Source organism: Candidatus Accumulibacter similis (assembly GCA_013347225.1).
In the GTDB taxonomy this organism is placed as follows: Bacteria; Pseudomonadota; Gammaproteobacteria; order Burkholderiales; family Rhodocyclaceae; genus Accumulibacter; species Accumulibacter similis.
On the sequence record CP054595.1, the window covers coordinates 3,828,759 to 3,852,059 of the forward strand.

Annotated in this window: 15 protein-coding genes and 1 pseudogene; 6 read left to right on the forward strand and 10 right to left on the reverse strand. The window is 65.5% G+C overall.

Annotation, left to right across the window (positions count from 1 at the left end; translation table 11 throughout):
* The 6 genes and pseudogenes from HT579_16910 to HT579_16935 all read right to left on the reverse strand — a co-directional run bounded on the left by HT579_16910 (window position 1) and on the right by HT579_16935 (window position 4,068).
* Window positions 1–612, reverse strand: a complete 612-nt coding sequence (locus HT579_16910; protein QKS30447.1) for a DUF488 domain-containing protein — start codon at window positions 610–612, stop codon at window positions 1–3.
* Complete coding sequence (locus HT579_16915; protein QKS30448.1) at window positions 609–1,316, reverse strand: hypothetical protein; 708 nt, start codon at window positions 1,314–1,316, stop codon at window positions 609–611. Before HT579_16915 ends, HT579_16910 begins: the two co-directional genes overlap by 4 nt.
* 170 nt (window positions 1,317–1,486) lie before the next feature.
* A pseudogene (locus tag HT579_16920) lies at window positions 1,487–1,870 on the reverse strand (maturase).
* 674 nt (window positions 1,871–2,544) lie between these two features.
* Entirely contained in the window at window positions 2,545–2,859 is a 315-nt protein-coding gene (locus HT579_16925) for a DUF2442 domain-containing protein (protein ID QKS30449.1), read from the reverse strand.
* The gene (locus tag HT579_16930) at window positions 2,840–3,076 is read right to left on the reverse strand and encodes a DUF4160 domain-containing protein (GenBank protein ID QKS30450.1); all 237 of its coding nucleotides are present in this window, start codon (window positions 3,074–3,076) and stop codon (window positions 2,840–2,842) included. The genes HT579_16925 and HT579_16930 overlap by 20 nt, the downstream gene beginning before the upstream one ends.
* A gap of 248 nt (window positions 3,077–3,324) precedes the next feature.
* The gene (locus HT579_16935; GenBank protein ID QKS30451.1) at window positions 3,325–4,068 is read right to left on the reverse strand and encodes a hypothetical protein; all 744 of its coding nucleotides are present in this window, start codon (window positions 4,066–4,068) and stop codon (window positions 3,325–3,327) included.
* A gap of 470 nt (window positions 4,069–4,538) precedes the next feature.
* Between HT579_16935 and HT579_16940 the strand changes: the two genes are divergently transcribed.
* Complete coding sequence (locus HT579_16940) at window positions 4,539–5,879, forward strand: IS110 family transposase (GenBank protein QKS31686.1); 1,341 nt, start codon at window positions 4,539–4,541, stop codon at window positions 5,877–5,879.
* A gap of 173 nt (window positions 5,880–6,052) precedes the next feature.
* On the opposite strand, the gene HT579_16945 is transcribed toward HT579_16940, so the two are convergent.
* Window positions 6,053–6,778 (reverse strand): hypothetical protein, encoded by a 726-nt coding sequence (locus HT579_16945; protein QKS30452.1) that lies wholly within the window; start codon window positions 6,776–6,778, stop codon window positions 6,053–6,055.
* Between the two features lie 754 nt (window positions 6,779–7,532).
* On the opposite strand from HT579_16945, the gene HT579_16950 reads away from it, so the two are divergent.
* A complete protein-coding gene (locus HT579_16950) occupies window positions 7,533–8,213 on the forward strand; it encodes a hypothetical protein (GenBank protein QKS30453.1) in 681 nt (226 codons plus the stop codon).
* Window positions 8,214–9,080: 867 nt separating this feature from the next.
* Window positions 9,081–12,203: an error-prone DNA polymerase gene (locus tag HT579_16955; GenBank protein ID QKS30454.1), complete on the forward strand. Its 3,123-nt coding sequence runs from the start codon at window positions 9,081–9,083 to the stop codon at window positions 12,201–12,203.
* Between the two features lie 64 nt (window positions 12,204–12,267).
* Here HT579_16955 and rimO read toward each other — a convergent pair whose 3' ends face one another.
* Both rimO and fumC read right to left on the reverse strand, forming a co-directional pair.
* Window positions 12,268–13,584, reverse strand: a complete 1,317-nt coding sequence (rimO, locus tag HT579_16960) for a 30S ribosomal protein S12 methylthiotransferase RimO (GenBank protein QKS30455.1) — start codon at window positions 13,582–13,584, stop codon at window positions 12,268–12,270.
* A gap of 97 nt (window positions 13,585–13,681) precedes the next feature.
* Window positions 13,682–15,085, reverse strand: a complete 1,404-nt coding sequence (gene fumC / locus HT579_16965) for a class II fumarate hydratase (protein QKS30456.1) — start codon at window positions 15,083–15,085, stop codon at window positions 13,682–13,684.
* 204 nt (window positions 15,086–15,289) lie between these two features.
* Here fumC and HT579_16970 point away from each other — a divergent pair, with 204 nt between their 5' ends.
* The 3 genes from HT579_16970 to HT579_16980 all read left to right on the forward strand — a co-directional run bounded on the left by HT579_16970 (window position 15,290) and on the right by HT579_16980 (window position 21,668).
* A complete protein-coding gene (locus HT579_16970; protein ID QKS30457.1) occupies window positions 15,290–18,067 on the forward strand; it encodes a hsp70 family protein in 2,778 nt (925 codons plus the stop codon).
* Between the two features lie 425 nt (window positions 18,068–18,492).
* Complete coding sequence (locus HT579_16975; protein ID QKS30458.1) at window positions 18,493–19,509, forward strand: hypothetical protein; 1,017 nt, start codon at window positions 18,493–18,495, stop codon at window positions 19,507–19,509.
* Window positions 19,506–21,668: a hypothetical protein gene (locus HT579_16980; protein QKS30459.1), complete on the forward strand. Its 2,163-nt coding sequence runs from the start codon at window positions 19,506–19,508 to the stop codon at window positions 21,666–21,668. Before HT579_16975 ends, HT579_16980 begins: the two co-directional genes overlap by 4 nt.
* Window positions 21,669–21,708: 40 nt before the next feature.
* Here HT579_16980 and HT579_16985 read toward each other — a convergent pair whose 3' ends face one another.
* Window positions 21,709–23,220, reverse strand: coding sequence for a tripartite tricarboxylate transporter permease (locus tag HT579_16985; GenBank protein QKS30460.1), 1,512 nt, complete (start codon window positions 23,218–23,220; stop codon window positions 21,709–21,711).
* Window positions 23,221–23,301 lie beyond the last annotated feature (81 nt).

Below are 23,301 nucleotides of genomic sequence, written 5' to 3' on the forward strand. Positions count from 1 at the left end.
TCACGCTCGTTCCTGCTCAATGAGGGCTTCATCCACGTACGCAATCTTCTGTTCCCGCAGCTCACAGGCCGTCGCCACCAGCTCGTCGTGGCTGTGGAACATGTCCACCTGCGGCAGTCCGACCAGATCAAGCAGCCGGGCCATCGTATGCGGATGGGCCTCGGTACTCCCGTCCAAAAGGATGTGAACGATGGACACCCCGAGTAGTTCCAGGGCACGGCTGACCAGAAGGGTACGGTGGCAATCCAGCGGCTCTTTCTCGGCGCACATCAGCGCGATGCGGTACTTCTGCGCTCCGTTCAGCACTCTGTCGATGCCCGATTTGAAGATCGATGTCTGAGCCAGACGGTCATACCGCACTTTGCCGCCCGCGTAGCAGGCGGGATCCTCTGAACGGGCGCCCAACTCCTTGCCGACGAAGACATAGGCGATGCCGTGCTTCTTTAACTCGCCGGACAGCGTGTCCTTGTTGAACTGCGGATTGTGGCGGCTGAAGGGGCTGGAGCGAACGTCCGCAATGGCGGTCACGCGGTTCAGTTCGAGTAGATCGAGAAATTTCTCGATGGTGTGGGTCGAATGTCCGACGGTGTATATGGTGATTGGACTGGTCATGGCCGCATGCCTTCACGTTGGATCACTGCCGCCACGAGCTTGTAGCGGCACGACTCTCCGTTCTGCTTTTGCATGGGCTCCCCGAGGCTCACACAAAGGCAGCACTCGCCCAGTGTATACATTCCGTCAGCCCGCGCCTTGTAGTCACGTTCGAAGAGCGGATCGGTGACCCAAAGCGCATACCGGACGCCACGGTGCTGAAAAGCAGCCTGCACTCGGCGCTTCGGATTCCCAAAAGCCGCACCCGGCGCGAGCACTTTCAGTTCAAGAGCTGAAACGCGAATCAGGACGAGGGAGTTCGGCAATGCATCGGCATCGGCTTGGAGAATCTCGTCATTCGCACCGTTGAACGTGCTGCGGGTGTTCGTCCAAAGGGTTGCGGGGTTCTCGACGTAGCGCTGAAGCTCTGGCCAGCCGGCTTGGCGAACCTTCGTCCAGTAGTATTCAGGATCGAGCAACCAGTTCTCCGTCTGGCAGGCGTGCGGTTGATTCCGGATCAGGGGGACATCGATGATGTCGAGCACTCTCGGCTCGTTTCCGTCCTGGTACTGGCGCTCGTCTTCGGAGACTTCCTCGTTCGGCCTGGCGCTTATGGGCCTGATCCACGAACCGGGACCGGCGTCGAGTACTTCCCGCCCAGCCACGCAGCGGCCGGACAACTTCTTGGAGTTGGCGAGGCACAGAATGCGCTTCACGATGGCCATTTAGGGCTCCTGCTCTCGATCGAACGGGCTACATATTAGACTGGTGCAGAGCGTTCTCATTGACACGACCCTCTGGAAGCCCAATCGGGATAGGAGAAAGCCTCCCGGCCTCCCCCACACCACCGGACGAACGGGTCACGTATCCGGCGGTTCGATGAAGCAAATTCCTGTCGCGGCGCAAGGCTCGGCAGTCCCATTTGTTCGAAGAAGCGCAAGGGTAGCACGATCGACAGGGCCGGCGTCTGCGACACCCGCCATGGACCGTGTGCGGACTTGCTGGCATGCCACGCTGCACGCACAGACACGCCACGTTTGCGCAGTTCCCGATAGCCCGCTCGCCCGCATTGCTTTCCAGAGATGGCAGCGAAACCTGCGTCGTACCCACTTGTCGAGGGCGCGCAAAGGGCTCAGCACCTCGGTGATTCCGACGTACGCTTTCCAACCAATGGGGCTTCTCCAGGCTCTGCGACGACGGCGGCGAAGGTGGTGCCTCTTGTCCGACGGGTCGGTTCGCGCACGCGGTCCTTGAGCTTGTCGAGGGCCTTGTCGGCCAGCTTGAGCTTGGCACCGTTGCGGCTGACCGTGAAGCCCAGGAACTTGCGGTTGATGGGCCGATCGAGCGCGCTTTTCGGCCTCCGTGCGCCGAACACAATCCCGCCCAGAACTCCTCATATGGCATGCCCTGTTCCTGTTTGGCTCGCCAATGTGCGTCGATACCGTCCCCGCCCGTTGTCCTGGAAGACTTGACCGCAATGTGGGCAGACGCGCGGTGGTTCAGTCTTGAGCTTCTTCTCGCAGCAAAGACAGGACTTCTGCATAGTAATCTCCCAAAGCCCCCAACCGTGAAAGCTCAGGCGAAAGGCCGCGGCTTTATGCGGCCGGTCGCCTGGAGCGCCGGGTTGGGCGAAAGGCCAAGAGCGTAGCCACTGCTGACCGGAAAGGCAATAACCCTACCCGGCAAGAGCCCTACCGACGGATCCCAGCCGCAAGCGCGCCCGCCGAGGAGACCACAGGACACGAACGACCGGCAACCAGGCCGCCGCGTCAGCCCCCGTAACGCTGCTACCGGAAGCGCTATCGAAGACCGCCGCTTCCCGCGAAGCCGAAGCCGACTGCCGCGACCACAACGAGAACTCCCGCGCTTTCCTTCGCGAGGACCCAACGTCAAGCTTGAACGGACCGGCCGCAAGCGGCGAGGCCTCTTCAGGCGGCTTGCAGCCGGTCCGCTCTAAGCGCCGGTCAGGCCCGATGATCGTGTGTTCAACCATTTCTTCAACGAGGTCTGACTCTCTCCAGAGGCTCTTCCCGCCAACAGAGCTTCCACACTAATGTCTTCGTCAATAGCCTCCCAATGGATGCCTCGACCCATTCCAATCAACCGCCACCTCTTTCGTTCATCAGCCGTGGCATGCACCAGGCGCGGATACCATGCGAGCGGAACAGAGATCGTCCGCCCGTCAGCAAGATCGACGTGCAAAGAATCCTCAGTGACCCGCACGGCTTGGGCGAGGGGAATCTCGATTTCAATCACGGAAATACTCATTCCAGGCCTCCATCAATTCAGACTGATGCTTCTCGACGAGCTTCTCAATGCGGCTGATTTCGCCTCGTGACAAGCCTCCACTGCTTTGAAGACGAACCGGGTCGAGCCAGAATTTGGCGATGCAATCTTCACGCTCCACGTGGATATGCTCGGGCTCATCTCGATCACTGGCGTAGAAGAAAAGCCGAAACGCTCCGACACGCAAGACAGTGGGCATTCGGACTATCCTCGGGACGCCATGCGCCTAACGACCAAGACCAACCTCGCGCGCAGCGCGTCGGACGTATGCTTCCGCTAGTGGAATCAGAATCAACAGAGGCTCTCCTTGCGTCTGAAACACGTGGTCTGTCCCCTATTACCGTGGTCCCCTATTACCGTGAAGTAACGCGCCATCCCCGGCGCACACGTGCAAGCTCAGCCGACGGCAAAAAGCGCAGCTTTTTGACGGTCGGCTGGAGCGGGATGTTAGACCTCACCGCCAGCTTGCTCACGTAACCTCCTTGCTAGCATCTCGGCATTTGCTTCGTGCTTGAATTCTGTATGCATGACTATGTCAAGGAAGACCTTCACCTTCAGCACCTCCTCCAGCGTGATCTCTCTCTGTTTTACCTGGGAATGTGCAGCTTGGCTCGATCGAATGGTGTAGATCGAGCGAAATTCATCGATGATTTCTTGGCTTTGAGTGATCCTGCGCAGTCCCCTTTGTAGGTCCTTCAGCTCGTTACCCAGCTTCGACACTTTGAGTATCCGAGAGGCTATAAAGTGTTCGAAGGCACGATAAAAACACATAAAAGCTTCGCGCCGAAAATTGAGTTCGGCGAAATTCATCCGCAAGAGTAGCAGGCCACGCGCGTACTCCCCCGTAAGCACGGACGTTCGCTCACGCGCCACGATGCCAAAGACGAGTACAACGCTGTAAACGTCTGCTTCCTTTAGCTCCGTGAGCTCACCGTGCTGCATGGGACTCTGTGCGACTATTGCAGCACGATAGCCCCTTGTACCTTCCATGTCCTCGGTGACGGCAAAGACAGGGCGCACCCAAGGTTCTTCAGCCCAAGCGAATGCGCCAAGTGATCCGACGTTCAGCGCAATCAAGAAGCAGAGGATGACTTGGTGTGCTTCTGCGAGTTGCTCAAATTCCGGATTTTCCGGATGCCGGGGCCGAACAGACAGTGTGAACTCCCGCTCGCTAACCTTATGAACGCGCATATTGGTAGCCTCACTTTGGAACAGTCGGAACGCCTCATTGCTGAGCGTATGCGAGTGGCTCTTAATTCGGCAGGAGATCCACATGCGGTCTAACGTTTGACGTGAGGGGCCGCCGCAGCGGCGAAGCCGCGAAGGGAAACTGCAAGCGCAGCTTGCAGGCGGTCCCTCTCGACGGAAGGGTTAGCGAAGTAATCGGGCCGCGGCCGCAAATCGTCCCGAAGAAACACGAGGTGAGCGGTGTGTGGCAAGGTGGAATGCGGCGCTACGGAAGACCGATGCAGCAATGGTGTGAATTGCCCGCAGGTTGGCGTGGTTCTGGGTGACGTCATCGACATTGGTGAATGGACCCGGCGGTTTGCAGCCACCGGATCGATATCCCGTTTGAGAGAGTGAGCAAGACGACGCACCCGAGGTAGCGCCACATTCCGCAACGAATGATGGAGCAAGCCATGGCGCAACGCAATCGCAGCATGAGTGCCAAGCTCGGCAAACGCCGCGCCGCACTGACCCTCGCCCACCCCAATGCGGCCGGTGTCGACATCGGCAGCGCCTCGCATTGCGTCGCTGTGCCGCCCGACCGGGATGATGAGCCGGTGCGCGAATTCAAGAGCTTCACGGCGGACCTCGAACGCCTGGCCGACTGGCTCAAGGACTGTGGCGTGGACACCGTGGCCATGGAATCGACCGGTGTCTACTGGATCCCGCTGTTCGAGCTTCTGGACGCCCGCGGTTTCACGGTGTTGCTGGTCAATGCCCGGCATGTGAAGAATGTCTCCGGGCGCAAGTCCGACGTGCTGGATTGCCAATGGCTGCAACAGCTGATGACCCATGGTTTGCTGCGGGGTGCCTTCCGCCCGGCCGACGGCATCTGCGCGCTGCGTTCGCTGTCGCGCCAGCGTGAGATGTTGCTGCGAAGCCAGGGCCGCCATGTTCAGCACATGCAGAAGGCGCTGACACAGATGAACATCCAACTCGCCAACGTGATCTCGGATGTCGTTGGCGAAACGGGTCAGAAGATCCTGCGCGCCATCGTTGGCGGCGAGCGCGACGGCCAAGTGCTGGCGGCGATGAAGAATGCGCGCATCCGGGCCAGCCGGGAGGAGATCGCCAAGAGCCTGCAAGGCAACTGGCGCGCCGAACACCTGTTCGCGCTCAAGCAGGCGCTGGCCCTGTTCGACTTCATCGGCACCCAGCTGACCGGGTGCGATGCCGAGATCGAAGCCCAGATGAAGCGACTGCAGGTTCACGACGCCGGGCCGGACAAGGCCAGGCGTCGCGGCTGCGCCCGCAACGCGCCGAAGTTCAATCTGCGCCAGTTGATGTTCAAGATGTGCGGCGTCGATCTCACCCGCATCGATGGCATCGACATCACAACGGCGCTGACGGTGATCTCCGAAGTCGGGCCGGACATGTCACGCTTTCCGACGGTCAAGCATTTCGCCGCCTGGCTGGGCTTGTGCCCAGGGACCAGGATCACCGGCAGCAAAGTGATCAGCGCCAAGACCAGGCGGGTCGCCAACCGAGCCGCCCAGGCCCTGCGTCTCGCCGCTGCCGCCCTGCGCACCAGCCAGTCGGCTCTGGGCGCCTGCTTCCGCCGCATGTGCGCGCACATGGGCAAGCCCAAGGCCGTCACCGCCGCCGCCGATAAGCTCGCTCGCCTGATCTACACCCTGCTGACCAAGGGCGAGGAATACACCGACCAAGGCCAGGACTACTTCGAGGAACGCTACCGCGAACGAGTCGTCCGACAACTCTCCCAGCGTGCCGAAAAACTCGGCCTGAAACTCATCACCACTCCACAAACCGCGTGAACGAACCATTACGAATCAATCACTTGGGGTGTGTTTCTTGAGAGGGCTATTTCTTTCCACGCGGAGGGACGGGCGGCTTTTGTGGTGGCGGTGGTGGTGCCTTCCGAGGAACCTCTACACTTCCCTTGACCATACGAGTGGGAGGTGGAGGGGGCGGTGGTGGTGGAGCTTTTTCATTTGCCATTTTCTTTCTCCTGCTGAGGTTTCACGATTTCAACACCTTCCTTGATTAGCCTTGTGGGCGGAGGTGGAGGCGGTGGAGGTGGTGGGCTTACTTCCTTCGGTGGCTCGGGCTTCCTTTCGTTCATGATGATTCCTTTGACATCTACTGGTTTAACAACGACTACCTCGGTGGGCTTTCTGGTCTTTGTTTTGTCTAGGTCACCCATGAAGAAGACTAGAAACGTAACAGCAACCAGTACAGTTGAGATAATAAGAGTGCCGTTGGTCTTGTGGAGGTTTAGCGAGCGTAGGTCGTTACATTGGGTGTTCTGAGTAGCGCATGCGATGTACTTAGTACAAAGGTAATCATTGAGATAAGTTTCGGCCAGAGAGTCGCCGTCCTTGTACTGTTCATATGTCTTTTGAAGAAGCTGCCGATACTCCTCAGTTGCCTCTGCTGACGGAAGGAACGCGTAGGTGTTGCCATACCAAGAACGGACAAAAAAGTAGATGGCAGTAACGAGCGTCACGCTACTTAGGCCAAACAAGATTAGAAATGTCACAGTAGCCGTGCCGGCGTGGTCTTTGTCGAAGTTTTGAAGCAGATACGTAAGAACGCCAATCAGTGAGACGATGATTGCCATCGGCGTTTGCAGTCGGCCACCAAGTTTCTCGCGAACCTCGATTTCGTGAAAATAGAGCTTCTCATATAGATCAAACAGCGGGTTCTTCGGCATAGGAAATTATCCGGGAGAAAGAGCGCTAACGTGATGTCGCAGGCCTACTTGACGCAAAGCTTTGCGTCAATATCCTGAGGGCATGCACAAGAACAGAAAGTTTCCTCGACAGAACAATGCGGTAAGCCATGCGCCCGTCCACCAAAAATTCCGGCAATTGCGTCAGCGCCCTCCCCGCTCCGCAACTCATCTCGCTGGGCTTTCAGCCCGGCGAGCATCAATGGGCAAAATATAGCTCAGCGCCGCCACGAATTGCAACCAGAGCAGCTGTGGGCACGCTCACGACAGGTATCGTCCGATTGATTCCGGCAGTCCACGGATCGTCCCACTGGCTGGCCTCGCCACCAGCAGGTGACGGCGGCGACATCCAAGCGTGCCCGAAGAGCGCATTGCATGGCAGTCTGGCTTCGTCCAAGCCGTTGCCTCAGTGATCCGCACCCTGCGCGAATGTTTCCCGGCGGCGCGTTTTGGCCGGTATCTCTTCAAACTGCGCCACCGCATAGAGACACCGGGCGAATTGTCCGACGGCCGAGCCGCCACCTTGATCGAACAACCATTGCTAACGGAGCCCGCCCTTCCACCCGAAGCAACCGGTCGGAGTCGTTCAGCGTATGCGTCAGCGACGGCACCGTGTTCAGTACCGCATCGACCCAAGCCCGCCCATTTTTTGCCTCTTCAGTCTTGCCAGAAAACCCGCGGCGCGCTAATTTCCATTCGGCAATCCTGCCAATGACCCTTTACAGGAGATTCAACCATGAATGACCGGGAAGCTCGCCGTCACGACATGTTTGGCCGTGTGCAGACTTTCGGCAACGCGAATGCCGCGGACTTTGCCGCCGGCAGCAAGGCTGCCGGGCATTTTGCGAGCCTGGCGCAGATCGTCCGCGATCTCGACGTCGAGAAGGCGCGGCAGGATGGCGGCTCGGCGACGGCGAAGGAGGTTCTGGTCGATTCGCTGCGCCTCGATCTGCAGGGAATCGCCCGCACGGCGCGCGCCATCGATGCCGGCGAACCGGGCTTCGCCGATCGCTTCCGCAGCCCAGCCGGCGTGAACCAGAAGGCGCTGCTCACCGCCGCCGATGCCTTTGCGCGCGAACTCGCCGACCCGGCGGTCGCGGCAAAGTTCCTCGCTTACGAATTGCCGGCGGATTTCGTCGCCGACCTCGCCGACGACATCGCGGCGATCCGCTCGGCCGACGCCGACATGCAGTCGGACGACCAGACCGGTGTCGCCAGTACCGCCGCCGTCGGCCGCCTGATCCGCGAAGGAATGGCCGAGGTGATGCAGCTCGACGCGATCATGAACAACAAGTACGCCCGCAACCCCGACAGGATGCGCGCCTGGGACAGCGCGAGCCACATCGACCGCGCCCCGCGACGCGCCACGAAGCCCGCCGGCGGGACGCCGCCCGCTTCGACGAAGGCAGCCGGGTAACCGCTGCGCGCGCCGGTGCGGTTACCCGGCGCCCCTTTGCCACTCGCCACGGCAATTCGCCCCGGTCGGCCGGCTGCAGGTTGGCGGCGAGGGACGCCGTTGTAGCGAGGCAAGGCGACGAACCGACGTCCGGCGGTGCTGTGCAGGGTCCTGGCGTCGGGACGTCGCCATGCGTGGCTGATCGACCCTGCCGCGAGCTGGCGGCAACGAACGGGTTTCGCCCATGGCCGCCGGTCTCACGCCAACAGTCGAGGACCCCGCGGGCGTACCCTGACTGAAACCTGCGCGCTGCCGGCCTGGATTCGCACGCCCCTGGCTTCGACTAGCACGGCCTTGACCACGAGTCACACGCCCCTCGCTCCAACTCGCACGCCCCTCGCCTCAACTCGCACGGCCCTCGCTTCAACTCGCACGCCCCTCGCCTCAGCTCGCACGCCCCTCGCTCCAACTCGCACGCCTCTCGCCTCAACTCGCACGCTCCTCGCTTCAACTCGCACGCCCCTCGCCTCAGCTCGCACGCTCCTCGCTTCAACTCGCACGCCTCTCGCCTCAACTCGCACGCTCCTCGCGCCAACTCGCACGCTCCTGGCATCGATTGCGCTGCGGTTGCGGTGACGATCACGCACCACCGCGGCTCGACCGGACAGGCTGCCGCCCCATCGCGCATCCCTGCCGGTCGGCTGCCAGTACACATGGCGACCGACCGGCAGCCGGGCGAAGCAGCATGCTGCGCCACGCCGACCGGATGCGAAGAACGCCCACGCACGGGCAAAAGAGCTAAGATCGCAACTGTATTTTCATACAGCCTTTCGCGCCGCCTGCCCTGCCGCAACCGGGCGGACATTCCTTCCTTCGCTGCCGCACCGGATGCCCAACGACCTGCCGCCCGACTACGCCGAACTGCACTGCTGTTCGAACTTCTCCTTCCTGCGCGGCGCCTCGCATCCGGAGGAACTGGTCGAAGCGGCGCAGGCGCTCGGCTACAGCGCGCTGGCGATCACCGACGAGGCCTCGCTGGCCGGCGTCGTGCGGGCGCACAAGGCCGCCCGCGGCTGCGGGCTGAAGCTGATCATCGGCGCCGAGTTCCGCCTCGCCGACCGGCAGCAGGATGACTTGCGGCTGCTCCTGCTGGCGCAGAACCGCGCCGGTTACGGCAACCTGTCGGCGTTGATCACGCTCGCCCGCCGGCGCTCGCGCAAGGGCGAGTACCGCCTGCTGCGCAGCGACCTCGAGACACCCGCCCTGCTTCCCGGCAGCAGCGGCGCCGTACCGGACTGCCTGGCGCTCTGGGTCGCCGCGCCGGGCGACAGCGCCGACGATGGTCGCTGGCTGGCGCAGTGCTTCCCGGCGCGCGCCTGGCTGGCGGTCGGGCTGCATTGCGGCGCCGATGACGCGCAGCGGCTGGCCGACCTGCTGGCGCTGGCGAGCGCCAGCGGCCTGCCGGCGGTCGCCGCCGGCGATGTCCACATGCACCGGCGCGGGCGCCGCGCCGTGCAGGACACGCTGACGGCGATCCGCCTGCGCAGCACGCTGTCTGCCGCGGGACTTGCGCTCTTCGCCAACGGCGAGCGGCACCTGCGGAGCCGCCTGCGGCTGGCGCGTCTCTACCCGCCGGAGCTGCTGGCGGAAACGCTGCGCATCGCCGGGCGCTGCAACTTCTCGCTCGACGAGCTGCGTTACGAGTATCCGGACGAAGTCGTTCCGCCCGGCCAGACGCCGTCCTCCTTCCTGCGCGACGAGGTCCGCCGCGGCCTGCAGCGGCGTTACGGCGGCAGCATCCCGGCCGGCGTCGGCGCGCGCGTCGAACACGAACTCGCACTGATCGGCGAGCTGGCCTACGAGCCCTACTTCCTGACCGTCTACGACATCGTCAACTTCGCCCGCAGCCGCGGCATCCTCTGCCAGGGACGCGGCTCGGCGGCCAACTCGGCGGTCTGCTACTGCCTCGGCATCACCGAGGTGGACCCGGCACGATCGAACCTGCTTTTCGAGCGTTTCATTTCGCGCGAGCGCGGCGAGCCGCCGGACATCGACGTCGATTTCGAGCATGAACGGCGCGAGGAGGTCATCCAGTACCTCTACGGCCGCTACGGCCGCGAACGCGCCGCCCTGACGGCGGCGGTGAGCACCTACCGGACGCGCGGCGCGCTGCGCGACGTCGGCCGCGCCCTCGGTTTCGGCCTGGCGCAGATCAATGCCCTGACCGGCTCGCTCGCCTGGTGGGACCGGCGCGAGCAACTGCCCGCCCGCCTGCAGGCCGTCGGCCTCGATCCGGCGGCACCGCGCGTCGCCCGCTGGCTGCTGCTCGCCGACACGCTGCGCGGCTTCCCGCGCCACCTGTCGCAGCATGTCGGCGGCTTCGTCATCGCCCGCGGCCCGCTCGCCCGCCTGGTGCCGGTGGAGAACGCGGCGATGCCGGAACGGACCGTGATCCAGTGGGACAAGGACGATCTCGACACGCTCGGGCTGCTGAAGATCGACATCCTGGCGCTCGGCATGCTGTCGGCGATCCATCGCGCGCTCGACCTGACCGGCCGCCGCCTGGCGGATATCCCGCCCGAGGATCCGGCGGTCTACGAGATGCTCTGCGCCGCCGACACGGTCGGCGTCTTCCAGGTCGAGTCGCGGGCGCAGATGGCGATGCTGCCACGTCTGCGGCCACGCAACTTCTACGACCTGGTGATCGAGGTGGCGCTCGTCCGCCCGGGCCCGATCCAGGGCGACATGGTCCATCCCTACCTGCGCCGCCGCCACGGCCAGGAGGCCATCGACGCCATGCCGCCGGAGATCGCCGCCGTTCTCGGCCGCACCTGCGGCGTGCCGATCTTCCAGGAACAGGTGATGCAGCTCGCCGTCGTCGCCGCCGGCTTCACTCCCGGCGAGGCCGACCAGTTGCGCCGGGCGATGGCGGCCTGGCGGCGCAAGGGCGGGCTCGAGCCCTTCGAGCAGAAGCTGACCGCCGGCATGCGCCAGCGCGGCCACGACGAAGCCTTCGCGCAGCGCATCTGTGCGCAGATCCGCGGCTTCGGCGAATACGGCTTCCCGGAGTCGCACGCCGCCTCGTTCGCCCTGCTGGTCTATGTCTCGGCCTGGCTCAAGCGCCACCATCCGGCGGCCTTCCTCTGCGCGCTGCTCAACAGCCAGCCGATGGGTTTCTACTCGCCGTCACAACTGGTGCAGGACGCACGCCGGCACGGCGTCGAGGTGCGCCCGGCGACGGTCGGCGCCAGCGACTGGCAGGCGCGGCTCGAAGACCATCCCCGGTGCGGCGCGACGGCCGCCGGACCGGCCGTTCGCCTCGGGCTCGCCAGCATCGCCGGCCTGCCCGAGGCAGCGGCGAAGCGCCTGCAGGCGGCACGCGCGCAGCGACCATTCGCCAGCGTCGCCGACCTCGCCGGCCGCGCCCGGCTGCAACGCCGCGACCTCGACCTGCTGGCGGCCGCCGGCGCCCTCGCCGACCTCGCCGGCCATCGCCGGCAGGCCGCCTGGGCTGCCGCCGGTGTCAGCCTGCAGCTCGACCTGCTGCACGACACGCCGTCGCCGGAAAGTGCTGTCGACCTCGCCGCAGCGTCGGAAGGCGAGAACCTGGTCGCCGACTACGCCAGCACCGGCCTCAGCCTCGGTCGCCATCCGCTCTGTCTGCTGCGCGACCGCCTGACGGCGCAGCGCTTCGTCACCGCCTGCCAGTTGCAGGCGGCAGCCGACCGCCAGTTGCTGCGCGCCGCCGGCATCGTCACCTGCCGGCAGCGGCCGGGCACCGCCAGCGGCATCGTCTTCGTCACCCTCGAGGACGAGACCGGCCTGGCCAACATCGTCGTCCATTCGCGGCTGGCCGAGCGGCAACGCCGCGAACTCCTCGGCGCCCGCCTGCTCGGTGTCCTCGGGCAGGTGCAGCGCGAGGGAACGGTCGTGCACCTGGTCGCCAGGCGGCTTGTCGACCTGAGCGTCCTGCTCGGCCGGCTGCCGACGACGAGCCGCAACTTCCATTGACGGCTGGTGCACAGCGCAGCGCGCGCCTGCCCGGCCGGAAACCGGCAGCGCGGACAGCGGCTGCCTACGCCACCAACTCGGCGTAGAGGTCGTGCTCGTCGGCGTCGACCACCCGCACGCGCAGGAAGTCGCCGGGCGCGGCAGCGAAATGGTCGTTGATGAAGACCAGGCCGTCGATCTCCGGTGCGTCGGCCGCCGAGCGGGCAATCGTCCCCTCGTCATCGACCTCGTCGACGAGCACCTCGATCTCGCGGCCGATCTTCGCCGCCAGCAGCTCGGCCGAGATGTCCTCCTGCAACTCCATCAGCCGCTGCCGGCGTTCCTCGCGCACCTCTTCCGGCACGGCGCCCGGCAGCGCATTGGCGGTCGCGCCGTCGACCGGCGAATACGCGAAGCAGCCGACGCGATCGAGCCGTGCCTCGGCGATGAACGCCAGCAGTTCGGCAAAATCGGCTTCGCTCTCGCCGGGAAAACCGGTGATGAAGGTGCTGCGCACCGTCAACTCCGGGCAGATGGCGCGCCAGGTCCGCAGGCGCTCGAGATTGTTCTCGGCGCTCGCCGGTCGCTTCATCGCCGCCAGGATGCCTGCGCTGGCATGCTGAAAAGGGACGTCGAGGTACGGCAGGATGCGGCCCTCGGCCATCAGCGGCAACAGCGCGTCGACGCTCGGGTAGGGATAGACGTAATGCAGCCGCACCCAGATGCCGAGTTCGGCCAGCGCCTCGCACAGTTCGCGCAGCCGGGTGCGCAGCGGCCGCCCGCCGACGAAGCCGGTGCGGTACTTCAGGTCGACGCCGTAGGCGCTGGTGTCCTGCGAGATCACCAGCAGCTCGCGCACGCCCGCTTCGGCGAGCGTGCGCGCCTCCTGCAGCACATCGCCGATCGGCCGGCTCACCAGCGGACCGCGCAGCGACGGGATGATGCAGAAGGTGCAACTGTGGTTGCAGCCCTCGGAGATCTTGAGGTAGGCGAAATGCTGCGGCGTCAGCTTCACCCCCTGCGGTGGCAGCAGGCTGGTGAATGGATCGTGCGGCTGCGGCAGGTGGGCGTGCACATGCTGCAGCACCTCGTCGGTCGCATGCGGACCGGTCACCGCCAGCACCTGCGGGTGCGCGTGGCGAATCACATCGGCGCGCGCGCCGAGACAGCCGGTGACGATCACCTTGCCGTTCTCGTTCAGCGCCTCGCCGATCGCGTCGAGCGACTCGGCCACCGCGGCGTCGATGAAGCCGCAGGTGTTGACCACCACCAGGTCGGCGCCCTCGTACGACGGGGAGATCAGGTAGCCCTCGGCGCGCAGCCGGGTGAGAATCTGCTCGGAGTCGACCAGCGCCTTCGGGCAACCCAGCGAAACGAAACCGATGTTCTTCGGCGTGGACATGGCGTGCGGCTCGAATGAAAGACCGCGAGTATACAGCCAGCCCGGCTTCGCCGCGCCGGGCGGTCGGCAACGGCGCCCGCGTCGCGCCAGCGGTCGCCTAGTCGCCGGCACCCTGCGGGCGAACCATGCGCGCGGGATCGACGATGCGGTCGAACTCGGCCTCGCCGACGAAGCCGAGCGCCAGCGCCGCCTCCTTCAGCGTCAGGTCATGCTCGTGGGCGTGATGGGCGATCTGCGCCGCCCGGTCGTAACCGATCAGCGGCACGAGAGCCGTGACCAGCATCAGGGAACGGTCGACGTACTCGCCGATCCTCTGCCGGTTGGGCTGCGTACCCTCGACCAGGAAGCGGCGGAAACTGGTGCAGCCGTCGCTGAGCAGGCTGATCGACTGGCTGAGGTTATGGATGATCAGCGGTTTGTAGACATTCATCTCGAGGTAGCCGCTCGCACCGCCGAAGCCGACGGCCACATCGTTGGCCATCACCTGCAGCGCCAGCATGGCGAGTGCCTCGGCCTGCGTCGGATTGACCTTGCCCGGCATGATCGACGAGCCTGGTTCGTTCTCCGGGATCTCGAGTTCCGCGAAGCCTGCGCGCGGGCCGCAGGACAGCAGGCGCAGGTCGTTGGCGATCTTGTACAGCGACACCGCGAGCGTGCGCAGGACACCCGACAGATGCACCAGCGCGTCGTGCGCCCCCTGCACGGCGAACTTGTTGGCTGCGCTGACGAAGGGCAGCCCGGTGAGGGCGGCGATCTCCGCCGCGACCGCCGCGGCAAAACCCGCTGCCGCGTTGATGCCGGTGCCGACCGCGGTGCCGCCGAGCGCCAGGCGATAGACGCCGCGCAGCGCCTCCTCGATGCGCTCGATGTCGTCGCCCAGCATGCCGGCGTAGCCGGACCATTCCTGCCCCAGGGTGAGCGGCGTCGCATCCTGCATGTGGGTGCGGCCAATCTTGACGATGTCCCGCCAGGCATCCGCCCTGGCGGCGATCGCGTCGCGCAGGTGGCTGACGGCGGGCAGCAGCCGCGCCGTCACCGCGACCGCGACGGCGATGTGCATCGCCGAAGGAAACGAGTCGTTCGACGACTGCGACATGTTCACGTGATCGTTCGGATGCACCGGCGTCTTGCTGCCGAGCGCCTCGCCGGCAAGCTGCGAACAGCGGTTGGCGATGACCTCGTTAACGTTCATGTTGAATTGCGTGCCGCTGCCGCTCATCCAGACATGCAGCGGGAACATGTCCTGATGCCTGCCGGCCAGGATTTCGTCGCAAACCTCGACGATCAGCCGCTGCGCCTCGTCGCCCAGCCGTCCGCTGGCGTGATTGGCACGCGCGGCGGCCTTCTTCAGCGTCGCATAGGCAGCGATCATTTCCCGCGGCATCAGCTCCCGGCCGATGCAGAAATGTTCGAGCGAGCGCTGCGTCTGCGCACCCCAGAGCCTGTCGGCCGGCACTTCGACGACGCCCATGCTGTCGGTCTCGCGGCGACTGTCGCCCATCCCCTGTGCTCTCCGGAAACTGCTGTGCGGGTCAAAAGTGCAGTAGTCTATGGATACAGGACAGCTTGCTGGAACGATGATTCACCTGTAGAAGAACAATGGCTGCAGCCGCAGCGCCAGGCTCCTGCGCCGCGTCGCCTGCACGCTCCGGGCAGGGCTGCCCGGCGCCGCCACCCTGCCGGTACACTCCACACTCCGAGACACATGAACAAGAAGTACATTGTCGGCATCGATCTGGGCACCAGCAATACCGTCGTCGCCTACGCCGCGCCGGGCCGGCAGCAGGTCGAACTGTTCGAGATCGAACAACTCGTCGGACCCGGCCAGGTCGCGGCGCGACCGCTGCTGCCTTCGGTGCGCTACCATCCGGCCGCCGGCGAGATCGATGCCGGCGAGCTGCAACTGCCCTGGCCGGTGGAGGAGAGCGCGGCGCCAGCGGTCGCCGGCCGCCTGGCGCTCGATCTCGGTGCCCAGGTTCCCGGTCGGCTGGTGGCGAGCGCCAAGAGCTGGCTGTCGCACGCGGCGGTCGATCGTCTGGCGCCGATCCTGCCCTGGGGCGCCGACGACACGGTGAGCAGGGTGTCGCCGGTCGCCGCCAGCGCCAGCTATCTCGCGCATGTCCGTGCCGCCTGGCTGCACCGGTTTCCGCAGGCGCCGCTGGAACGGCAGCAGCTGGTGCTGACCGTTCCCGCCTCCTTCGACGAAGGCGCGCGCGCCCTGACGCTGGCGGCTGCGCGCCAGGCCGGGCTGGCGAACCTGCGCCTGCTCGAGGAACCGCAGGCGGCCTTCTACGACTGGCTCTTCCGGCACCAGCAGCGGCTCGCCGAAGAACTCGCAGAGACGCGCCTGCTGCTCGTCTGCGACGTCGGCGGCGGCACCACCGACCTGACGCTGATCCAGGTCGCGCTGCGCGACGGCGAGCCGGTGCTGACGCGCATCGGCGTCGGCGATCACCTGATGCTCGGCGGCGACAACATGGACCTCGCCCTCGCCCACCTCGTCGAGTCGCGCCTGCCGGCCGGCGAGGCGCGGCTGTCGGCGGCACGCTTCTCGCAGCTTGCCGCGCGCTGCCGCGTGGCGAAGGAGCAGTTGCTCGCCGCCGACGCGCCGGAAGCCGTTCTCCTGACGCTGCTCGGCAGCGGCTCACGCCTGCTCGGCGGCGCGCGCACCGTCGAGCTGCGCCGCGATGAAGCGCGCCAACTGCTGGTCGACGGCTTCCTGCCGCAGGTGGCGGTCGACGAGGTGCTGCAGCAGCGGCGCGCGGCGATCGTCGAGTTCGGCCTGCCCTACCCCGCCGACCCGGCGATCAGCCGCCATCTCGCCGCCTTCCTCCGGCGGCATGCCGCAGCGGCGCGGCAGGCACTCGGCGACAGCGAACAAGCGCCGGCGGTCCCGGTTCCCGACACGCTGCTGCTGAATGGCGGCGTCTTCCGTGCCGCCGCGCTCGCCGAGCGCCTGCAGTCCATCCTCGGCGCGTGGCGCGGAGCGCCGTTGCGCGTCCTGCACAACGCCGATCCCGACGTCGCCGTCGCCCGCGGCGCCGTCGCCTGTGCGCTCGTCGGTCGCGGACACGGCCGGCGAATCGGTGGCGGATCGGCGCGCAGCTACTTCCTCGTTCTCGACGATCGCGGCCAGCCGGCAAACGGCATCTGTCTGTTGCCACGCGGCAGCGAGGAGGCGCACGAGATCCCGCTGCCCGATCGCAGCTTCAGCCTGCGTCTCGGCCAGCCGGTGCGCTTTCATCTCGCGTCGTCGGTCGCCGATACCGCTTACCGGCCCGGCGAGATCACCGCCCTGGTCGACGAGGAGTTCATCCGGCTGCCGCCGATCGCCACCGTCGTCGAGGCACCCGCCGGCAGCCGGCAGCGCGAGGTGCGCGTGCAGCTGACGACCGCCATGAGTGAAGTCGGTACGTTGGAAATCCACTGCGTCAGCAGCGAGGACCCCGCACGGCGCTGGCTGCTCGAGTTCCAGATGCGCGCTGACGGCGCCGTCGAGGCAGCCGCCGCAGCCGGCCTGCCGGCGCGTTTCGCCGACGCCGTGCAGGCGCTCGAGCGCCTCTTCGGCGCCAGCTCGCAACCGGTCGACAGCAAGGAGATCAGGCGGCTGCGCGGCCAGCTCGAGCACCTTCTCGGCAAGCGCGAGGATTGGGACATGCCGCTGCTGCGCGCGCTGTTCGACGCCCTGCTGCAACGCGCCCGGCGGCGGCGACGCTCGCCCGAGCACGAGCGGCTGTGGTGCAACCTCGCCGGCTTCTGCCTGCGTCCGGGCCTCGGCGACGCGCTCGACGACTGGCGCATCGAGCAACTGTGCGAGCTGCTGCCGCAGGGAATCCAGTATGCCAACGAGAGCCAGAACTGGTCGGAGTGGTGGACGCTCTGGCGGCGGGCGGCCGGCGGCCTGCCTGCCGCCGCCCAGCAGAGCCTGCTCGGCGAGCTGGCGCCGGCCCTGCGCAGCGAGCCGGCGAAGGGCCGCGGCCGGGCAGCGGCGATCGCCGGCAGCCACGACGACATGCTGCGCCTGATCGCGTCGCTCGAGCGACTGCCGGTCGAGCGCAAGATCGAGACCGGCGACTGGCTGCTCGGGCGGCTGCGCCGTGCGGTCGAGAAACCCCTCGGCTGGTGGGCGCTGGGACGCCTCGGCGCGCGCCAGGCGCTGTACGGCAGCGCGCACCAGGTGGTACCACCGGAGGTTGCCAGCCGCTGGCTCGAGGCGCTGCTGGCAACCGACTGGAAGAAGGTCGAACCCGCCGCCTTCGCCGCCACGCAGATCGCCCGTCTGACCGGTGACCGGGCGCGTGACCTCGAACCCGAACTGCGCCAGACGGTGCTGGCGCGCCTCGCGGCGATCAACGCCAGTGCCAGCTGGAGCGAGCAGCTGACGACCGTCGCCGAACTCGACAAGGCCGACGAACGGCGTGCCTTCGGCGAGTCGCTGCCGGTTGGCCTGCGACTGCTCCGCAACGACCGGCCGCTGAGCTGAGGGGCGGAGAGGAAACGGATCGCTGCTGCAGGGGTGCAATCGGAAGTGCGACGGTGGATCAGGCCGCCTGTTGGCCTCTGGAGCGCGTCTTGATCGTTGAACTGCCCCGGGTGACTGGTGGCGATGCGTGGCGCGCACCGGAGCGCACGGACCCTTTGTCGTGACTCGATGAGGTCGAGGGGGCCGGCCATGAACGCGCAGTCGTCGCGGTGCAACCTGGAGATGGCTCATTGGTCGATGCACATACTTGCAGCGTGCAGAATGGCGTCTGGCGGCAGTCGGCCAGAAGCTGCCGGCCAACGATCCGGCATAGCCGTCATCAGTCTGCGGGTTCACGTTGAAACCGGCCTGACAGCCATGCGTGCAACACGCGCAGCGTCCTGCGTATTGGACCTCACAGGCGCAATACGGGAATCGTTTGAGGTATGATTCACGCGCTCATGAAGCTCAGCCCACCCCTACACCATCTTGCTGCAGATCCTGTCGCGGCGCCAGAGGGCGTGACAGTTCGTTGTGCAGCGGCCAATTTCCGCTGGGAGCAGGCGGTTTCCGATGGGCGCACGGACGAATATAACGCTTATGTCGACGTCGTAGCCACCCACAACGAGTGGCAGGGAGAGCACAAAGGATACCTTCGTTCCTTCGTCCAGGTTGCCAAGGACCACCCAAGGGTTTCGGAATCCTTCATGACCGTCAACAGTCTGGCGCATTTGAAGGAAGACTTGGACAACACCTATCTGTTGCGACTGGAATCCCTGGATTCCATGGTCGATAGCGCACTGCTCGGCCCGGCAATCGGCGAAGCCTTCTGGCTGCGCTTTTTCAATTCACAAAAGGATCTGCGCAAGGACAGGCTGTCCGATGCGGACGAGAAATTGCGCGGCGAGTTCGTGGATCAATGGAACGTGCGGCGCGTGCAAGCCCGACCCATGTTCGCCGCCTTCCTCAACGACTTCGGCGGCGACCTGCCTGCTTTCGTCAAGGCCGACTGGCCCCACTTGCTGCGTGACCGCCTGGGCCTGACCCATTGGCCCAGCACACCGGGTAAGCCTCTCCCGGTCGCCTTGATCTGCTACACGCTGGACGAAGTGCGTGAGGCACGTTTGGCCGCCACCAAGAAAGGGGCCGTTGCCAGCTTTTCCCGCCCCACCGTGCTGGACACGGAAATGTCCGCCGCCTTCGTCCCGGCGCCGTTGTTGGTCGGAGGTGAAAGCTACGGCTACACCCTGGATTTGGCGAACACCGGGCTTCCCTCCGCCTTCACCCCGGAGCTGCTGACTTTCCCCATCGAGTACCAGCCCAAGCACATCAAGGCCCTGGGCTTCATCTCCCGCGCACATCCGCTCCAGACGGACGCGGCCGTGCTTGATGCGCGCAACCGCCACGTACAGGAATTGCAGGGTCTGCCGGGTTGCGGCGGCTTCGGCGAGATTCTGCCATGAGTTGGCAACGTTGGGCCGACCAACTGCGCCATGCCCCCGAACAGGCCGTGACGGACTTGCTGCGTGGCGCGGCGGATGTCGCGCCTTTCGAGCGCCTGGAACCGTACGAGTTCCTGCTCGCCGTCTTGCCGAGGACCAGCCGCCTCGTATCGCGCGCCCTACTGGGCGAGCCGGCCTCACCTTCGCCTGGGCTCGACCCCGACGCCGACCTGCCGGCCCTGGTGGATGCCGGTTTGTCAGCGTGGCTGCTCGCCAAGCGCCAGGCCGCGCCACCGCCCGCGAGAAAGCTTGGCGCCTACAGCGCTCAGGTCTGCGAAGCCCTGCAATGGCCGATGTATTTTGCCTTGCCGCAAACCTGCGCCGCCTTGCAGGCCGAGCGCGCGCACTGGCTCCAATGGCTCGGCTCGCTCACCCTTTCGGCTTACCGCGACCCGGAGTACGACTACTGGCAGGTGCTGGCCGCGCACCAGGACGACGACGGATTGCAGTTCTTCTGGCAGTCCTTCGTCATGGAGGCGGGGCGCCTGCGCTCCCGGCGTTACATCAACCTCGGTCTGCTCGCCCTGGCCCGGCTGCCCCTCTCGGACGAAGACAGCCTGCGCAACCTGCGTCTGCAAGTGCAGGCCCTCGTCAACCGCTACCAGCGCCGCAAGGGCTGGGGCACGCCGGCCCAGGAAGAACTGGCGGACAGCTTGCGCGGCGTCATGGCGCGCAACCCCAGTCTGAGCGCCGACAACTACCGGGCCTTTCTCACCGACTTGCTTTCCCCGCTGGGCGACGACACGACCGCGTCGGTGCTGAGCTTGCTTGGCCTGGCCCAGACCACGCGCCGGTATGGCGCCCCCACATCCAGTTCCGTCTACAAGCTCAAGCCGCCAGGCTTGTCGGACACGACCGACGAAGCCGTCCAGGCCGTACGCCGATCACACAGCCTGGCGCAAGCCTGGCAGGCGATCCATCGCCTGCTCAGTGCCCACGAGGCCTATTTGCATCAGACCGGCGACGCCTACTACTTCGTGCGTAGCCTCGACAAATGCACCCGTGCCCTGTGCAAGAAGTACTCCCTCCGCGAACCGGAAATCCAGGCGCGCCTGTTCCAGTGGATACACCTGGCCCTGCGCATGGACGCGGAAGATCCCAGGCTGTGGATGCTCTGGCAACTGGCCTTGCGCCAAGCCGACCAGGCGCAGCGCGCCCGGTGGGTGCTGTGGGAGATGACCCGACGCTTTCCCGAACAACTGCCTTGCAGGGTGGAGTTGGCCCGTCTCCTGGCCGACTCCCACGACCCCGACGACCAGGCCCAGTCCGAGCGCCTGCTGCGGCAAGTGTTGATGCTGGACCCCGACCACCTGCACGCCCATTCCACCGTGGCCCAATTGGCGATTCGTCGCCGGGACTGGGATCAGGCGCTGGACCACGCCCGGCTGGGTTTGCGGATCGATCCCAGCGATGAAGCTAGCGCCCTGCTGTTGGCCACCGCCCATGCCCGACGCAACGGGCCGGGTGATTTGCAGACGGCCATCGAGGATTTGCAGCGCTTCGTGACCCGGTACCGCGGAAATCCGCGCGCTGAAGGCTATCTGCGCCGTCTGTTGCAGCGTCAGCAGGCGCAGGGCCAACCGCTTGCAAACGAAAAAGACGAAGACACGGTCGGCGAGGTCGCCGCCGCTCAGCCTGAAACCGACCCCGCCTGGCGCGCCTTTGCCGACTCGGTTCGATCCTGGGCAGCCTCTTCCGACGCCGCTTGTTTGGCCGCCCCTTCCGCCGATGCGGATCGGGTGTTACCCCTGCCGCAGGCTCTGCGCCAAGCCGTCGCCCTGTGCCAGTGGGATGCCGACGTGCTCGATCATTACGACGCGGCCACCGAGCGGGAATTCCCGCTGGAGACCCGGCTGTGGCGTTATTTGCAGACCTTGCAGTCCGCCTCGTCGAGCGAGGCCGAGCGTGCCGCGCATGCGCGTGCCAGGCAGACCGTGCAGGCCTGGCTGGAAGCCGAAGAGCGCGACCCCGGTCAAGACAACCCATCGTGGTTGCCATACTTGCACAAGCATTGGGAGGCCATGAATGCGTCTACGGCTGCCGCGCTGACTGACGGCGCAGAATGGCTGAAGGACTTGCTGGATCGCTACCAGCCCCTGCCCGCACCTTTGTTGACCTGACGCGTTTGGATTGTGCTTTCTCGAGCCTGACCTCGTCGGCTCAGTCCGCTTGTTGGAACGTCTGCTGGCGCTTGGACTTGATCGCCGGCAACGCCGCGATGCCCACCAACGCCAGGGCCGCAAGCAGCAGGCCGAGCGAGAGCGGGCTTGTGACGAAGGTGGTCGGGTCACCGCGCGACAGCAGCATCGCCCGCCGCAGGTTCTCCTCCATCATCGGGCCGAGGATGAAGCCCAGGATCAGCGGTGCGGGCTCGCAGCGCAGCTTGTAGAACAGATAACCCAGCGCGCCGAAGAAGACGGTCACTAACACGTCGAAGGTCGTGTTATTGATCGAGTACACGCCGATACAGCAGAACGCCAGGATTGCCGGATACAGCAGCCGGTACGGCACCTTCAGCAACTGGATCCACAGCCCGATCAGCGGTAGGTTGAGGATCACCAGCATCAGGTTGCCGATCCACATCGATGCAATCAGGCCCCAGAAGAGCGTCGGATTGCTCGTCATCACCTGCGGGCCGGGCTGGATGTTGTGGATCATCATCGCGCCGATCATCAACGCCATCACTGCGTTGGGCGGTATGCCGAGCGTCAGCATCGGGATGAACGAGGTCTGCGCGCCCGCGTTATTGGCCGACTCAGGGCCGGCGACGCCGCGGATGTTGCCCTTGCCGAATGGCGGATCGGCATTCGGACCCGCGAGTTTCTTTTCGACCGCGTACGCCGCAAAGGACGCGAGCAGCGCGCCGCCACCAGGCAGTATGCCAAGAATCGAACCGAGGAGCGTGCCGCGCGCGACCGCCGGCGCGGCCTCCTTCATCTCCTTGACGTTCGGCATGACCGAGCCGACGTTGCCGGTCAACACCTCGCGCTGGCCCTTCTTCTCCACATTGGCGATGATCTCGGCAAAGCCGAACACGCCCATCGCCACCGCGACGAAGCCGATGCCGTCACTCAGTTCCGGAATGCCGAAGCTGAAGCGTGACACGCCCGAGTTCACGTCGGTGCCGACCAATCCGAGCAGCAACCCGAGCACGATCATCCCGATCGCCTTGAGCAGCGAACCCGACGCGAGTACGACGGCGCCGATCAGGCCCAGCAGCATCAGCGAGACGTATTCGGCGGGACCGAACTGGAACGCGAGTTCGGTCAGCGGCGGGGCAAACGCCGCGACCAGAACCGTTGCGAAGGTCCCGGCAATGAATGAGCCGATTGCCGCCGTGCCGAGCGCCGCCCCCGCGCGACCTTGGCGCGCCATCTGGTAGCCGTCGAGACAGGTCACGACGGAAGACGACTCACCCGGCAGATTGACCAGAATTGCCGTCGTCGAGCCACCGTACTGCGCACCGTAGTAGATGCCGGCCAGCATGATCAGCGCCGAGGTCGGTTCCAGCGCGTAGGTGGTCGGCAGCAGTATCGCCAGGGTGGCGACCGGTCCGACGCCGGGCAGCACGCCGATCAAGGTGCCGATCAGGCAGCCGGCAAAGGCATAAAAGAGGTTCTGCAGCGTCAGCGCAGTGCCGAAGCCGATCGCAAGGTTGTCCAACAGTTCCATGGTCGCCTCCGCTGAGTCCGTCTAGTGTAGTGCTACATTCTTGACGAGCCTTTCCTCAGGTGTGCAAGCGGCATCAAACCC